The organism is Mesorhizobium sp. ZC-5, assembly GCF_025753855.1.
In the GTDB taxonomy this organism is placed as follows: Bacteria; Pseudomonadota; Alphaproteobacteria; order Rhizobiales; family Rhizobiaceae; genus Neomesorhizobium.
The window spans coordinates 277,187-291,318 of sequence record NZ_JAOWPT010000003.1 but is presented as its reverse complement, the minus strand read 5'-3'; the positions used below and the strand labels follow the sequence as shown (position 1 = coordinate 291,318).

Sequence of the window (14,132 nt, the reverse complement as noted above, 5' to 3'; positions counted from 1 at the left end):
TGCCGACATGGGTCCAGAATGTCGCGCTCGTGCTTTCAGCCTTGCCGCGCAAGCCCTCATTTTCGGTGAATATCAAACGGGTCGTGGCGCCTGGCCACTGAAGGCTGCTGTTACCCGAGAGAGTCGCCGCCGGCCCGGACAGGTGCCGGATTCGAACCAGATTGGCCGAGGATGACCGGCCGAAGCCCCTCGAGGGTCGTCCGGTAATGCTCCGCCAGCAACTGGCAGGCACGGCTGGTATCGTGTTCAAGCACGGCATCGAGGATCGCCTGGTGCTCGGCCGCGGCACCTTCGCGTCGAAGCCGGCTCGGGTTGGTGTTCATCGACAGGTTCCGGTAACGGACCGCCTGGTCCATCAGCGTGGAACAGAACCCGAGCAACCAGCTCGATCCGCAACGGTCGAGCAGGAGCAAGTGAAACGCCTTGTGCCGGACCTCCCATTCCTCGGAAATCTCGCGCCCGGCATCGGCGGGCAGCAGGCGGTGCGTGCGCGCGAGGCGATGGTAGCTGACCACGAGCGCCTCCTCCCATGCCTCGTCCACATTCTGCATGGAATGCGTGAGTGCGAGCGTCTCCAGCCAGATGCGCGTCTTCACCAGTTCCTCCAGGTCCGCCATCGAGATGGTGGCGACGAAGAAACCACGGTGGCTCTTCCTTTCGACAAGCCCCTCGGAGGAAAGACGGTTCAGCGCCTCGCGCACCGGCACGGCGCCAATCCCGTAGCGTTCGGAGATCGCGTCTATCTGGAGCTTTTCGTCAGGAAACAATTCGCCATACAGAATGTCGTGGCGAATCCGGTCGTAGGCCTGCTCCGACAGGTTCCTGACTTCCGCCACGCCAACGCCGACACCGCTCATCAGCCAATCGCCCCCAACCGGTCCGACTTGTTCCAGAAAACAAGTCTACGCTGCATCCAGGCGATACTGAAATAGAGCGCCAGACCGAGAAGGCTGAGATAAAGAATGAGCGCAAACACGCGCGGCGTGTTCATCTGGCTGGCCGACTGCCGTATCAGCGCCCCGAATCCCTTGCCGCCGCCCAGGAACTCTCCCGTGATCGCGCCGGCCATCACACCGACGGACGCAATCTTGAGGCCGGTGAAGATGTAAGGCAATCCGGTCGGCAGCTTGAGCCGGATCAGCGTCTGCATTCGCGACGCGCCCATCGACTTGAACAGCATCCGTTCGTTTTCGCTCGCGGCATACAATCCCGCCGCCGTCGCCACCACGATCGCGAATGTGGCGATGAAAGCGGCAAGCGCCACCTTCGAGGAGATATCGAAGCCGAGCCACGCAATGAAGAGCGGCGCGAAGGCGATTTTCGGCATCGTGTCGATCGCAACCAGGTAAGGCATCACCGCGCGTTCGCCGAACTTCGTCTCGCCGACCAGCACGCCAAGCGAGAACCCGATCACGGTGGCGATCAGGAACCCATAGATGACGGTCAGCGTCGTCGTCCATAGGGCTCCCAGCATGTAGTCGCCGGTGACCAGATTGCGCCCGACGAAGATCAGGTCGTCCAGCGTCTCCTTCGGACTGGGCAGTATGATCGGAGACACCCATCCCATCCGCGTGACGAAGTCCCAGACTCCGACCGCGATGACGAACAGGATCGTCATGGCCAGCCAACGCGGGATCCTGTCGATCAGTGCGTCCCGTTCGACCCAGACAGTATCCGCACCTGCCGTGTTCGAAGCCTTGGTCATGCGAAAGCCTCCCGCCCCAAGAGGTTGCGAATATACGCCACGATCTCGCCGAAGCGCGGCGTGTTGATCATTTCCAGTGTGCGCGGACGCGAAAGATCGATGGGCACATCTTCAACGATCCGGCCCGGACGCGGCTGCATGACGAGTATCCGATCGGACAGGATCACCGCCTCCGCGATTGAATGGGTGACGAGGAACGCCGTCGCCTGGCGCTCCATGCAGATGCGCTGCAGCTCCATGTTCATGAAGTCCCGCGTCAGTTCGTCGAGCGCGGAAAACGGTTCGTCGAGCAGCAGCACTGCTGGATCGGCGATCAGCATGCGGCAGATGGCGGCGCGCTGCGCCATGCCGCCCGAAAGTTCGCCCGGGTAGACGTTGCCGAACTCGCCCAGTCCGACGAGCTGCAGCAATTCCCGCGCGCGGCCCGCAGCAGCCTTCGCGGCGGCGCGGCCGCTGTGGATCTCGATCGGCAGCAGGATGTTCTCGACCGTCGTCTTCCACGGCAGCAGCGTCGCCTGCTGGAACATCATGCCGATATCGGGCCGAGGCCCCATCACCGGCTGCCCTTCGAGCACGACCCGTCCCTTGGTCGGCGGCAGGAGCCCCGCCATGATCTTCAGCAGCGTCGACTTCCCGCAACCCGACGAACCGATCACCGACACGAACTCGCCCTTGCGAAGGGTCAGGTTCACGTCCGTCAGCGCGGTCAGGCTGTTGCGGGCATAGGTCTTCGTCAGCCGCTCGATCTCATAGACCGGCCGCACCGGAGGTGCAGCCGGCTCGGAGCGCAACGGGCGAGGCTCCACCATCGTCATCAGGCGTTCCAGCCTGCCACGAACTCGTTCGTGTAAACCGCCGCCAGATCGTCGAGCGGCTTTTCGAGCGCCCCCGATGCTACGGCGGAGTCGTGGATCTCCTGCCAATGCTCGGCCGGCTGGAAGCCATAGCCCTGAGCGATGAAGGCGTCGGTCGGGGTCATCCGATGGATCACGCCCGTCAGCAGCGATGCGGCGAAATCCTTGTCTTCGCCTTCCTGCGGGTTGCCGACGGCGCAATGCGCGAGCGCCTTGTCCTTGTTGGCGGGATCGATCGAGAACTTGGTGCCACGCACGAGCGCCTTGCCGAACTTCGGCGCCAGGTCCGGCGTCGCTGCCATCTGGCTTTCCAGCATCGCTATCCCGTTGCCGAAAAACCCCAGATAGGCCTCCGGCGTGATCTCGCGCAGCTTCAAGCCACGTGCTCCAAGGATTGCGGCATCCGACACCGCCCCGGCGTAACATGAGACTTCATCGCGCAGGAAGGCCACTGCCGCCGTCCCGCCGTCGCCCACTGGAAGGAAGGTATAGTCCGTGCCTTCCTTCATGCCGAGATCGGTCATGATGGCGCGGGTGAACGAGACTTCGGCACCGTCCGCGGTGCCGACGCCGATCACCTTTCCCTTCAGGTCCGCGGGCTGCTTGAACTCGCTCTCTTCCTTCACCAGGAGACCGAACACCGATTTCGGGTAGAGGTTGTAGATGAATTTGACGTCGACGCCACGGGCGCGGGCGCCGAGCACCGGGCCGGGTCCGGGCGCGCCGATCTGGGCCTGGCCGGCTGACATGGCCTGCAGCACGGCGGAAGAACCGTCGATCGCCTCCAGCGTTGGTTTCAGTCCTTCCTCCTCAAAGTAACCTTCGCCAACGGCGACCCAATAGGGCAGCCAGGTCAGGGCCGAAGGGTTCGGCACGGCGAAGGTGATTGCGGTCTGCGCGCGCACAATCGCCGGCGCTCCCACGAATGCGGCGGTCACGCCGGCGGCCGCCAGCTTTCCGAAGGTTCGGCGCGATATCTGGGTGTCAAGCGTCATGAGTTTGTTCCTCCCACTCATCGTTGTTGGAACGCCGCCAGACCACTGCCGTCGCCCCACAATCAAGGTATACGAACTGCCGTGTTTTGCAAAATAATATATGAAACGTTCGAAAAATGCATTTCATATCTTGAATTGGCTGCTGATCTGGGAAATCCTGTTGTGGGCCCGCGCCGCGGAGACGGCTGTCCGGAGACGCCACAATCACTGATTAAAGGAGTACGTCCGTTGGTTTCTTACGCCGTTTTGGCACCGCCCCAGGCTCAACTGGATATCACCGGCTCGGACGAGAAGTTCCCGGTCCGGCGCATCTATTGCATCGGCAAGAACTACGTCGCCCACATCCGCGAGATGAATGCCGACGAGCGTGATCCACCGGTCATCTTCATGAAGCCGGCGGATGCCGTCGTGAAGAATGGCGGCGAAATCCCCTATCCGGTGTTCACCAACAACTTCCACTACGAGTGCGAGTTGATCGTCGCCTTGAAGTCGGGCGGCTACAACATTTCCGAGGCGGACGCGTCGAAGCACATTTTCGGTTATGCTGTCGGGCTCGACATGACCCGGCGCGACCACCAGGCCGAGGCTCTCGCCAAGGGGCTGCCGTGGGAAGTGACCAAAGCTTTCGACCTTTCCGCCCCGGTCGGCCCGATCACGCGCGTGGAGGACAGCGGCGTGCTCGCTACCGGCCATGTGCGTCTCAAGGTCAACGGCGACGTGCGCCAGGATGCCGACATCTCGCTGATGATCTGGAAGATCGACGAGATCATCGCGAAGCTTTCCGAGCAGCACCGCCTGATGCCCGGCGACATCATCATGACCGGCACGCCGGCGGGTGTCGGTGCCGTCGTCACTGGAGACGTGCTCGATTGTTCCGTCGACGGACTGGCGCCCATGCAGGTGCGCATTGGAGCTTCTGTCGGGTGAGCCTCGCCGCGCCGGGGAAACGACGTCGCAGATCCTCGGACTGACCGAGGGAGAATGGCCATGAGTATGATCGGAATCGCCGGGACCGGCCGCATGGGCACCGCTTTCGCGCGCCGCCTTATCGAGACGGGGCACCAGGTGACGGTCTGGAACCGGACTCCCGAACGCACCGCCCAGGCCGCCGATGCCGGCGCGGGAACTGCGACCGATCTCGCCGCGCTTGCGTCGTGCGACGTCATCCTGATCTCGCTGACCGATGCTGCGGCTGTCGAGGCCCTGGCGGAAGGGCTCGTCGCCGCCGGAATCGACGGACGCCTCGTGGTCGACATGTCGACCATCCTGCCCGACGAGAGCCGTGCCGTTGCAGCCCGGATAGCGGCGGCCGGCGGCGACTTTGTCGATTGTCCGGTCGGCGGCACGGTTGCGCCCGCCCTGAAGGGACAACTTCTCGGGATGGCAGGCGGTACCGACGCCGCCTTCGCGCGGGCCAAACCGATCCTCGAGCAGCTCTGCCGCCGGGTCGAGCATCTCGGCCCCGCAGGCAGCGGCGCGCAGATGAAGCTCGCCATCAACCTGCCGCTTGCGATCTACTGGCAGACGCTGGCGGAGGCGATGACACTCCTCCAAGGAACTGGAATCCCGACCGAGAAGGCGGTCAGCCTGATCGCCGACAGCTCGGCCGGGCCGACCGTTCTCAAGAACCGCGCGCAGGTCTTGGTGGATACGCTCACAGGCACCGATCAACCGGGCACCTTCGATATAGCGGGGCTCGCCAAGGACCTCGATCTGGCACTTCGGTTCGCAGCCACGGGCGGCAACCGGCTGCCACTGTCCGAGGCTGCCAAGACCAGCTACGACCGCGCGCGCGCCGAAGGACTTGGGCGCTTCGACGGTGCCACCCTCACGCGCATGCTGCTGGGCTAGCGCCTTGGAGGCACTTGCCGACCCCCAGACGCTCCTGACACTGGTCGCAGCACTCCTGGTGGCCGGGGCGGCGACCGGCTTCCTCGCCGGCCTGTTCGGCGTCGGCGGCGGCGCCATCTCGGTGCCTGTCTTCTACGAGATATTCGGCGTTCTTGGATACAAGCCCGAGGTCGCGATGCCGCTCGCGGTCGGAACGTCGCTCGCAGTCATCGTACCCACCTCGATCATGTCAGCGCGGGCTCATTATGCCAAGGGCACGGTGGATCTGGCGCTCCTGCATCTTTGGGCGCTGCCGATCCTGGCGGGCGTGATGATCGGCGCGGTCATTGCGCGCTATGCCGATCCAGTCGTGTTCCAAGTGGTCTTCATCGGCGTCGCGACGGTGAACGCGGCAAAACTGATCACCGGCGGAAAGGGCTGGCGGGTGCGAGAGGAACCCTCGTCAAAAGGCATCATGCGCCTCTATGGCGCCGCGATCGGCCTTGCCTCCTCGCTGATGGGAATCGGCGGCGGGGCCTTGACGAACCTCGTGATGACATTGCACGGCGAGCCGATCCATCGCGCGGTGTCTACCGCCGCTGGCGTCGGCGTCCTTATCGCCATCCCGGGGACACTGGGCTACATGGCCGCCGGCTACGGTCGCCCAGACCTGCCTCCGGATGCGATCGGCTTCGTATCGCTGGCCGCCTTTGCCCTGACGATCCCGACATCGCTTCTGACCGCCCGCCTCGGCGTCGCGCTTGCGCATGCGCTGCCGCGCCGGACGCTCGAAACGTCATTCGGGATATTTCTGCTTCTGGTGTGCGCCCGGTTCATATGGGACATCGTGAGCTAGCCTCGACCGCCTGATGCGTCCCATCGAACATCAGGTCCAGAGATAGCGGACCAGATGGAAAAACACCGGCGCCGCGAAGATCAGGCTGTCGGCCCGGTCGAGCATGCCGCCATGGCCCTCGATCATGTTGCCCCAATCCTTGACGCCGCGATCCCGCTTTATCGCCGAGGCGACGAGCCCGCCGAAAAAACCCATCAGGCAGCTGAGCGCGGCGATGGCCGCCGCCTCCAGCGCGGAAAACGGCGTCAGCCAATGCAGCATGCCGCCAAGCAGGGTGGCGCTGGCCATGCCCCCGACCAGGCCTTCCCAGGTCTTCGACGGCGACACGCTCGCCGATATCACATGCCTGCCCATCAACTTGCCGAAGATGTACTGCAGCACGTCGCTGCCCTGCACGGTAATGATGAGGAAGGCGATGAGCAGCAGGCCGCGGCCTTCGAAGCCGGGGATCGGCAGCGTCATCAGCGCCGGCACGTGGCTGATGCAATAGACCGCAAGCATGATGCCCCATTGCTGTTCGGCGACGCGATCGAGAAAGCGCTCGGTGTCGCCGCGCAGCGCTGTCAGCGCCGGCATCACCAGAAAGCAGTAGACCGGGATGAACACCGAAAACAGCCCGTACCATTCGCTCCAGACGAGCAAATACTGCACGGGAATGACGATGCCGAACATGCCGAGCAGCACCCGGTGATCGCTTCGTCGCGAATAGGTCAGCGTCACATATTCGCGCAGCGCCGCGAACGAGACGAAGGCGAAGAGAACGATCACGCCGGCCTTGCCGCAGATGAATGCGCCGGAGATCAGCAGCACCATCAGCCACCACGCCTTGATGCGCTGGTTGAGGTTCTGAAGCGCCGGGCTGAGCGTCGCGCCGGCGCGGAAAGACAGAATGGCGGCCACCGCGCTCGCCGACGACAGAACGCCGATCAGGCCGCCCATCAGCAGTGCCGTTTCGCGGATCAAGATTTCTCTCCCTTGGATTTCGGATCGAGCGCAAGCAGTGCGCCACGGGCGCGGGCAAGGAATGCATATTTCTCCTCGCCAGGGCTGGGGATGACGGGCGCGCCGAAGATGGCGCGGCAAAGCAGCGGCACGGGCAGGAACTCGCCCTTCGGCAGGACACGCGACATGTTCTCCAGCCAGCAAGGGATCAGTTCGACATCCGGTCTTGCGGTGGCGAGGCTATAAAGCCCGCTGCGGAAGCGCAGCAGCGGTTCCTCGCCCATATTGCGGGTGCCTTCGGGAAACATGATCAGCGTATCGCCCCGGTCCAGCGCCTCGATCAGCACGGCAAGAGGATCGGCCTTTCGCTCGACCCAGTTGCGCTCGACGAGAACGGCGCCGAGCAGCACCTCGGAGATCAGCCGGCGAAATCGCGTCCTGCCCCAATAATCGGCCGCCGCGACCCCGCGCGTTTTCGCGCGCTGGTCGGGCGGCAGGCATGACGACAGGAGGATGAAATCGACATGGCTGCCATGGTTGGCGAAATAGATGCGCTGCTTCCGCGAGGGCTGGCAGCCTTGCCAGATCGGACGCACACCGGTGATCAGCCGCGCCAGCATGGCAAGTGCCGAAGCGGTCAGTGAACGCAGGACGGGCTTGAGATCGATCGATAGCCACCATGCCTGGCTGCGCGTGTCTTCCCTGACGATTGCCACTGTCAGACCCTCTCCGCCAGCGAGACGGTGAAGATGCCCCACTCGTCGATCCGCTGGTCGATCTTGCGAAAGCCTGCAGCCTCGACGAGCTGGTCCATCTCGCCCTGCGTCCGCCGCCGCATCACCCAGGCATTGCCGCCCCGATGCGAGGTCAGGCTGCGGGCGATCATTTCGAGTTGCGGATGCCAGGGCTGGTTCGTGTAGATCAGCAGCCCTCCGCGCGGCATGGCGCGCGCAAGCCCGTCGAGCGAACGCGCGACCAATGTGTTGTCGGAGAAGAGTTCGTAGAGCCCCGAAACGATCGCCAGGTTGGGCCTTGGCTCGATCGCCGCAATCGCATCGCCATCGAAGGCATCGCCAAGATGGAACGAGGCAAGGCCTTCAAGACCGCGCTCGCGGATTGCCTTGCGGCCAGCCTCGACATTCGCCGTCGAATAATCCTGCAGCCGGATGCTGGCGGGTTTTCCGGCAGCCGCCACCGCATCCAGCACATAGCGGCCATGGCCGGCGGCAATGTCGAGGACGGCGGCCGGCTGCTTTTCAGCGGCCAAACGGGATAGCGCATCGGCTATGGAAGCTTCGATATGCTGCTTCCGGCAGCGGATCCCGCGCCAGCCGATGGCCTCCAGGAACATCCGGTCGATCAGCCGCCCGAGGGGGCCGAAACCCTTTTCCTCGTTCCTGTAGACATAGTCCAGCGTCGAGCCGGAATCGAAACCGGTCGCAACGCCGGTGGCTATGCCATCCGAAAACCGCGCGGCGATCCTGATCGAAAGGCGGTTCATCGCCCAATAAAGGCCTGCCGGGGAAAACCGCGCCAACGGCGTCGCCAGATGGTCGCTCTCGTCACGCGTATGGCCCGCCTTGTCGGCCTGCAGCAGATCGACGGGCGCGGCAGGCCGTGCGAAGCGGGCATCAAGGAAGCCGCGTATCAGCCCGAACGCCTGGGCGCGGTCCTTTTCGCCCAGCGTGTCGTGATAAAAACCCGGCAGCACACGGCGTTCCTTGATCGCACTGCCGAGATTGACGAAGAACGCGTGCTGCGGTTCCTGGCGGACGACGAAATCGCTGCCGGAGATCAGCAACTGGGTCGGAACGGTGATGGCGCGCGCATCCTTCACGACACGCGACGCCTGCTCGTAAAGCTCGAGCAGGATGTTGGAAGCGATCGGCCTCGTGATCAGCGGATCGGCTTCGAAGGAAGCGATGCGCCTCGCATCGTGCGTCAGGAAGCGTGCCTTGACGTAGGAATTGACGAAGAACGTTCCCTTGAGCTTTTGCCACAGACTAATGCCCGCCCTGGCGAAAGGCACATAGAGCCGCACGTCGAATGCCGGCGCGGCAAGCACGAGCGCGCGGATTTTGGGCGCATAGTCATGGACCCATGTCGCGGCCAGTACCGCGCCCACCGACTGGGCGACGACCGCGATGTCTTCGATGGCAAAGCCGTCGATTTCCTGCACATGTTTGACGAAACGGTCGACGTCACGCACCGACGCAGAGAAGGAAGCAGAATAGCCTCTCAGCCCCGGCGACCGGCCGTGGCTGCGCGCATCCCAGGCATAAAAGGCGAAGCCGTCGAGCCCAAGTTCGTCCGGAATGTGCGCCATGCGGCCGCCATGTTCGTGGCCGCGGTGGAAGAGGAGAATGGCACCCTTGGCTTTCCCGGTGAGGGCCGGCCACTTGCGATAGAAAAGTTCGGTCCCGTCATGGCTGGCGAATGTGTGTTCCTCGACCGGGCGCGCCTTCAGCGGCATCTCGCTTCGAACAATGAGCGTTTCAGGAGCGACGTTGAGCATTTTTTTGTTCCCTGGTTTCGGTGCAATGCAGCGATGCTGACTGGCGTTGACTGACGGTTACGGGTTGGTCGCCGAGGGGCGCAGGCCGGAACGCACCCGGTTCACCATGGTGACAAGCGCAAGCAGCGCCATGGCTGGGAAAAGCCACTCCGGCGCCACTGGAAGAGAGATACCCGACGCGACGATGGCCGCGAGAAGCGCCAATGCGAGTGCCCGGTCGCTCTTGCCGAACGGTCCGTCATAAGCCCGGATGCCACCGGTCGCCTGCCCCAGCACGCCGGCGAGTTCGGCAAGGATCGCGGTAATCGCGAAGGCCATCACGCCCCAGATGCCGAAAGGAGCGACAAAAACGAAAGGCAGGATCAGCGCGGTATCGGAAACCACATCGGCAAGCTCGTTCAGATAGGCGCCGAGCTTGGAGGCCTGCCCGAACTCGCGCGCCAGCATTCCGTCAAGTGCGTTCAGCGCCATGCGGACGAGAAGAACCAGCGGCAACAGCCAGAAGATCGCGGGATGTGCCGACCACCATGAAAGCGTTATGCCGGTTGAGACCGAGATGACGGCGCCTGCGATGGTCACCTGGTTTGCCGTCACGCCGGATGCCGCAAGTCCCCTGCAAATAGGACGCAGCCTCCTCTGGAATCCTGGTTTGAGCGCGTAAAGCGTTGTCATGCCATCCCCCATTCGTCCATTCGCCCCTTGACATCGGACGACTGCGCGCCACATCGTGCCTAAGTTCGTGAACGCTGTTCAATAATTTCCGTGAACAATGTTCAAATTGTGGCATAGAAAGCTGGAATCCCTGCCTTGGCATCAAAAACAGAAGAGCGGCGGGCCGCACTGCGTGTCACGCTCGTGGAGATCGCCGAGCGATCAATCGCGGCAAACGGCTATCCCGCACTGACGGCACGCGAACTCGCGCGTGAAGCAGGTTGCGCGCTGGGCGCGATCTACACGATCTTTCCGGACATGGATGCGCTCGTTGCCGAAGTGAATTCGCGAACGGTCGCAAGGCTGGAGGCAGCCGTTGCCACGGCATTCGCCGCAGCGAAAGCCAACGATCCCAAGGCCGCATTATCGCTGCTCGGGCAGACCTATTTCCAATTCGTTCTCGCCAACCAGAAACTCTGGTCGGCGATCTTCGAAGTCGGTCTCGGCTCGACGAAGGAATTGCCGCAATGGCAGATCAACGAACATGTCCGCCTGATCGGCCACATCGTGAAGCCGCTGAGGCTGCTGTTCCCCAACGAGAGCGACGAGCGCCGCGTCCTTCTGGCGAAGTCGCTGTTCTCGGCGGTTCACGGGATCGTCGGCCTCGGGCTGCAGCGCCGTTTCGTCGCCGTCCCACCGGAAGAGATTTCAGGGCAGATCAAATTCATCGTCGAAGCGTTCTGCGATGGGATCAGGTCGCGCGAAGCGCCAACGGCAAAGATTTCCGAGGAGCCGCCAGGCCCCGATCGCTAAGCCATTCGAGGGCGGCTTTCGTTCACCGCGCTCTCGACAGGTGGCGTCGGACCTGCACAATGCGGAACCGCTTTGGGGGAGCAAGCCTTGTCTTTTGTCGATATCTATCTCGCGCAGTTGGTCGACCCGTTTCGCGTCGGACTGCTGGTCGCGCTTCTGTTTACCGCCGCCAACACCCAGGCAACGCTGAACCGGTGGATACCGATCGCGCTCGGCCTGGTGTTCGTCGCGGTGCTCATCCCGACCACCATTGGCAGCAGCGCGGGTGCCGATGTTTTCCAGCACATTCTGGTCGGCCTGTTCTCCAACCTCACCATACTGGCAGTGCTTCTCGCAGCAAAAGCCGCCTACCTGCGGCTATCGTCGTAACTCTGGACGGGCCGCGCGATTGAGATTGCAGATTACAGGTCGAATTCGCGCTGCCCCTCGTCCAGCGCGCTGACGGCTTCGATCGCCAGCGCCCGCGTGATGCGCGATTTTTGCTCGAGCCCCGCGCGATCAAGCCTGTCGACGACGCGGATGGCGGTCGACAGTGACCGTTCGATGCGGCGCACCAGATATTGCACGACATGCGGTTCGACCTCGACCTGCCGGTCGGCGAAGAGTTTGGTGATGACGCCGGCCAGCAGCAGGTCATCCGGCTCGCCGATCTCGACCGTGGTCGCCGCCTTGAGCCGCGAGGCTAGGTCCGGAAGTCTTACGCCCCAGGCGGCCGGGAAACGGCGTGCCGTCAATAGAAGGTGCGTGCCGGCGCCGCGCACCGCGTTGATCAGGTGAAACAGGCCCTGTTCGTCGAGCCCGGCCACGTCCGCGTCGTCGATGAGCACCGGCCCGGCTTCCGCCGCCTTCAGCGTGCTTTCGCCGATGGCGCCCGCATTATGCGCCGTGGCTGACGATATCTCCTGCCAGATGGCGCCGAGATGGGTTTTACCCGATCCCGCCGGACCGGCAAGGACAACGACAGGTGCCGGCCAGTCCGGCCAGCGATCGATCAGCGCAGCGGCATCGGCATTGGCCGGCGAAACGACCAGGTCGTCACGCGAGAAGCCGGCGGAATGCCGCAAGTCGAGCGGCAATTGACGCGGCTTTTGCAATTCGGCCATCGGATCAGACGCCCGCCTTGCCGCTCCGCGCCGCCTTCACCGCAGGCTCTTCCTTGTGGCCCTTGTAAAGCGGCGATTCCAGATAACGCGAGATGGCGAAACGCACGAGTACGGCGACGGCCGCCGCCGCTGGTACCGCGATCAGCAGACCGACGAAGCCGAACAGCGCGCCGAAAGCAAACAGCGCGAACATCAGCCAGACCGGATGCAGGCCGACGCTCTTGCCGACCAGCCGTGGCTGCAGGATGTTGCCTTCGATGAACTGACCGATGAAGAACACACCCGCCACGGCGGCGATCCATGGCCAATCCGGCCAGAACTGGACGAACGCCACTCCAATCGACAGCACCAGGCCGACGAGCGAGCCGACATATGGAATGAAGCTGATCAGCCCGGCGAACATGCCGATCAGGATGCCGAAATTCAGCCCGACGACGGTCAGGCCTACCGCGTAAAGGAAGCCCAGCACCAGACACAGCGTACCCTGCCCGCGCACGAAGCCCGCGGTCGCCTTGTTGATGTCCACGGCGATCTGGCGCACCGTTTCGACGTAATCGCGCGGCACCCAGCTGTCGACCGTGGCGATCATGCGATCCCAATCGAGCAGCATGTAGAAGGCGACGACAGGGGTTACGACGAACAGGCCGGCAATGTTGAAAATTGCCACGCCGGATGCCCAGATCGACTCGAACACCGTCGATATGAAGCTGACCCCGGAGGTCAGCAGGGAATTCAGGCCTTCCTTGAGGCTGCCAGGGTCGACGCCGAAACGATCCTCCAGCCAATCGGGATCGAAATTGGTGACAAGCCCCTGAAGGCGCGTAAGGTATTCAGGCAGCCTGCCGACGAAATCAGCCATCTGCTGGGCGAGGATGGGGATCAGGATCATCAGGCCCAGCGCCAACACGATGACGAAGGCGACCAGGATCAACACCGTCGCCATGATCCGCGACAAGCCCGCCTTCTGCAATCTGTCGGCAACCGGATCGAGGAAATAGGCGAGCGCCATGCCGGCGACGAACGGCAGCAAAATATCGCTGAAAACATAGACGAAGAGCGCGAAAAGCGCGGCGGCGATCAGCCAAAAACGGATCTGGCGGCGGAAAGCTGCCGAGGCAGCTTCGTCGGCCTCGTCATCCGTGGGGACTTTTGCTCTCGCCATTGCCGCTCATATGCCTCGACCAGGCTACGAGATAGGCCGCGGCGGAAGCGACGGTCAAGAGGCCGGACAGGAATATGAGGGCGACGCGGGCATGGCCGAACTGGGTCGCAAAGGCCAGTTCGGCGAGCACTGTCGCCGCTAAGACGATCTGGATGGCGGTGTTGGCTTTCGACACGAACAGCGGCTTCATCTCGACCGGATTGCCCATGATCGTCGACAGCAGCACCGCACCGATGATCAGCGCATCGCGCGAAACCGCCGCAATCACCAGCCACAACGGCAGTTCGCCCATGAAGCCGAGCATCAGGAACACGCTGACCAGCAACAGCTTGTCGGCCATGGGGTCCATGTAAGCGCCGAGCTCGCTGCGCTGGTTGAACTGGCGCGCAATGAAGCCGTCGATGCCATCGGAAATGCCCGCGACCAGAAAGCCGGCAAGCGCCCAGCCCATCTTGTCCGTCAGCAAGGCGAAAATCACGCCCGGTACCAGCAGGAAACGCAGAATTGTGATCATGTTCGGTATGGTCACGCAGTTCGCCTCCCCTTCCCGCGTATCGTTAGCCGTTACATGGTCGAAAGCGCAGCGGCCCGCAAGGTGCCAGGGACTTGCCGGCCTCTGTCCACGGTTTTTGCCTTCTTCAGCGACACGAAACACGGCATTCTGTTGCGGCGCGTGGCGCTTCATGCGAAGAGCCCGGCAGGATAT

The 14,132-nt window shown here is 63.2% G+C and carries 16 protein-coding genes; 5 read left to right on the top strand and 11 right to left on the bottom strand.

The annotated features are described in order from the left end of the window. Window positions 1–110: 110 nt before the first annotated feature. Genes OHD58_RS10015 through OHD58_RS10000 form a run of 4 tightly spaced genes read right to left on the bottom strand, consistent with a single transcriptional unit; the run spans window position 111 to window position 3,554 of the window. Window positions 111–857 carry a GntR family transcriptional regulator gene (locus OHD58_RS10015; protein ID WP_263803083.1) on the bottom strand — a complete coding sequence of 249 codons (747 nt, stop codon included), beginning with the start codon at window positions 855–857 and terminating at the stop codon, window positions 111–113. After that, on the bottom strand, window positions 857–1,705 hold the full coding sequence (locus OHD58_RS10010) for an ABC transporter permease (protein ID WP_263803081.1): 849 nt from the start codon (window positions 1,703–1,705) through the stop codon (window positions 857–859). The genes OHD58_RS10015 and OHD58_RS10010 overlap by 1 nt, the downstream gene beginning before the upstream one ends. Continuing rightward, complete coding sequence (locus tag OHD58_RS10005; protein ID WP_263803080.1) at window positions 1,702–2,520, bottom strand: ABC transporter ATP-binding protein; 819 nt, start codon at window positions 2,518–2,520, stop codon at window positions 1,702–1,704. Before OHD58_RS10005 ends, OHD58_RS10010 begins: the two co-directional genes overlap by 4 nt. Then, window positions 2,520–3,554, bottom strand: a complete 1,035-nt coding sequence (locus OHD58_RS10000) for an ABC transporter substrate-binding protein (protein WP_263803079.1) — start codon at window positions 3,552–3,554, stop codon at window positions 2,520–2,522. Before OHD58_RS10000 ends, OHD58_RS10005 begins: the two co-directional genes overlap by 1 nt. Window positions 3,555–3,782: 228 nt before the next feature. On the opposite strand from OHD58_RS10000, the gene OHD58_RS09995 reads away from it, so the two are divergent. The 3 genes from OHD58_RS09995 to OHD58_RS09985 are packed head-to-tail and all read left to right on the top strand — an operon-like array spanning window position 3,783 to window position 6,240. Continuing rightward, a complete protein-coding gene (locus OHD58_RS09995; RefSeq protein WP_263803077.1) occupies window positions 3,783–4,481 on the top strand; it encodes a fumarylacetoacetate hydrolase family protein in 699 nt (232 codons plus the stop codon). Between the two features lie 60 nt (window positions 4,482–4,541). After that, the gene (locus OHD58_RS09990) at window positions 4,542–5,405 is read left to right on the top strand and encodes an NAD(P)-dependent oxidoreductase (protein WP_263803076.1); all 864 of its coding nucleotides are present in this window, start codon (window positions 4,542–4,544) and stop codon (window positions 5,403–5,405) included. Between the two features lie 4 nt (window positions 5,406–5,409). Beyond that, entirely contained in the window at window positions 5,410–6,240 is an 831-nt protein-coding gene (locus OHD58_RS09985) for a sulfite exporter TauE/SafE family protein (RefSeq protein ID WP_263803075.1), read from the top strand. A gap of 30 nt (window positions 6,241–6,270) precedes the next feature. Here the strand turns inward: OHD58_RS09985 and OHD58_RS09980 are convergent, their stop codons facing one another. The 4 genes from OHD58_RS09980 to OHD58_RS09965 all read right to left on the bottom strand — a co-directional run bounded on the left by OHD58_RS09980 (window position 6,271) and on the right by OHD58_RS09965 (window position 10,369). Continuing rightward, window positions 6,271–7,179: a phosphatidate cytidylyltransferase gene (locus tag OHD58_RS09980; protein ID WP_263803589.1), complete on the bottom strand. Its 909-nt coding sequence runs from the start codon at window positions 7,177–7,179 to the stop codon at window positions 6,271–6,273. Window positions 7,180–7,199: 20 nt separating this feature from the next. Then, entirely contained in the window at window positions 7,200–7,802 is a 603-nt protein-coding gene (locus tag OHD58_RS09975) for a lysophospholipid acyltransferase family protein (RefSeq protein ID WP_263803588.1), read from the bottom strand. A 98-nt stretch (window positions 7,803–7,900) separates the two neighbouring features. After that, window positions 7,901–9,697, bottom strand: coding sequence for a bifunctional alpha/beta hydrolase/class I SAM-dependent methyltransferase (locus tag OHD58_RS09970; protein ID WP_412177189.1), 1,797 nt, complete (start codon window positions 9,695–9,697; stop codon window positions 7,901–7,903). A gap of 57 nt (window positions 9,698–9,754) precedes the next feature. Continuing rightward, window positions 9,755–10,369 carry a CDP-alcohol phosphatidyltransferase family protein gene (locus OHD58_RS09965; protein WP_263803074.1) on the bottom strand — a complete coding sequence of 205 codons (615 nt, stop codon included), beginning with the start codon at window positions 10,367–10,369 and terminating at the stop codon, window positions 9,755–9,757. Window positions 10,370–10,504: 135 nt separating this feature from the next. Between OHD58_RS09965 and OHD58_RS09960 the strand changes: the two genes are divergently transcribed. Both OHD58_RS09960 and OHD58_RS09955 read left to right on the top strand, forming a co-directional pair. Then, window positions 10,505–11,161 carry a TetR/AcrR family transcriptional regulator gene (locus OHD58_RS09960; protein WP_263803073.1) on the top strand — a complete coding sequence of 219 codons (657 nt, stop codon included), beginning with the start codon at window positions 10,505–10,507 and terminating at the stop codon, window positions 11,159–11,161. Window positions 11,162–11,248: 87 nt separating this feature from the next. Beyond that, window positions 11,249–11,530: a hypothetical protein gene (locus OHD58_RS09955; protein WP_263803072.1), complete on the top strand. Its 282-nt coding sequence runs from the start codon at window positions 11,249–11,251 to the stop codon at window positions 11,528–11,530. Window positions 11,531–11,562: 32 nt separating this feature from the next. Here the strand turns inward: OHD58_RS09955 and hdaA are convergent, their stop codons facing one another. From hdaA to OHD58_RS09940, 3 genes are read right to left on the bottom strand one after another with little or no spacing between them, the layout of a single operon-like run. Then, window positions 11,563–12,264, bottom strand: a complete 702-nt coding sequence (hdaA, locus tag OHD58_RS09950; RefSeq protein WP_263803071.1) for a DnaA regulatory inactivator HdaA — start codon at window positions 12,262–12,264, stop codon at window positions 11,563–11,565. 4 nt (window positions 12,265–12,268) lie between these two features. After that, window positions 12,269–13,426, bottom strand: coding sequence for an AI-2E family transporter (locus OHD58_RS09945; protein ID WP_263803069.1), 1,158 nt, complete (start codon window positions 13,424–13,426; stop codon window positions 12,269–12,271). Beyond that, the gene (locus tag OHD58_RS09940) at window positions 13,398–13,955 is read right to left on the bottom strand and encodes a CDP-alcohol phosphatidyltransferase family protein (RefSeq protein ID WP_263803067.1); all 558 of its coding nucleotides are present in this window, start codon (window positions 13,953–13,955) and stop codon (window positions 13,398–13,400) included. The genes OHD58_RS09945 and OHD58_RS09940 overlap by 29 nt, the downstream gene beginning before the upstream one ends. Between the last annotated feature and the right edge of the window lie 177 nt (window positions 13,956–14,132).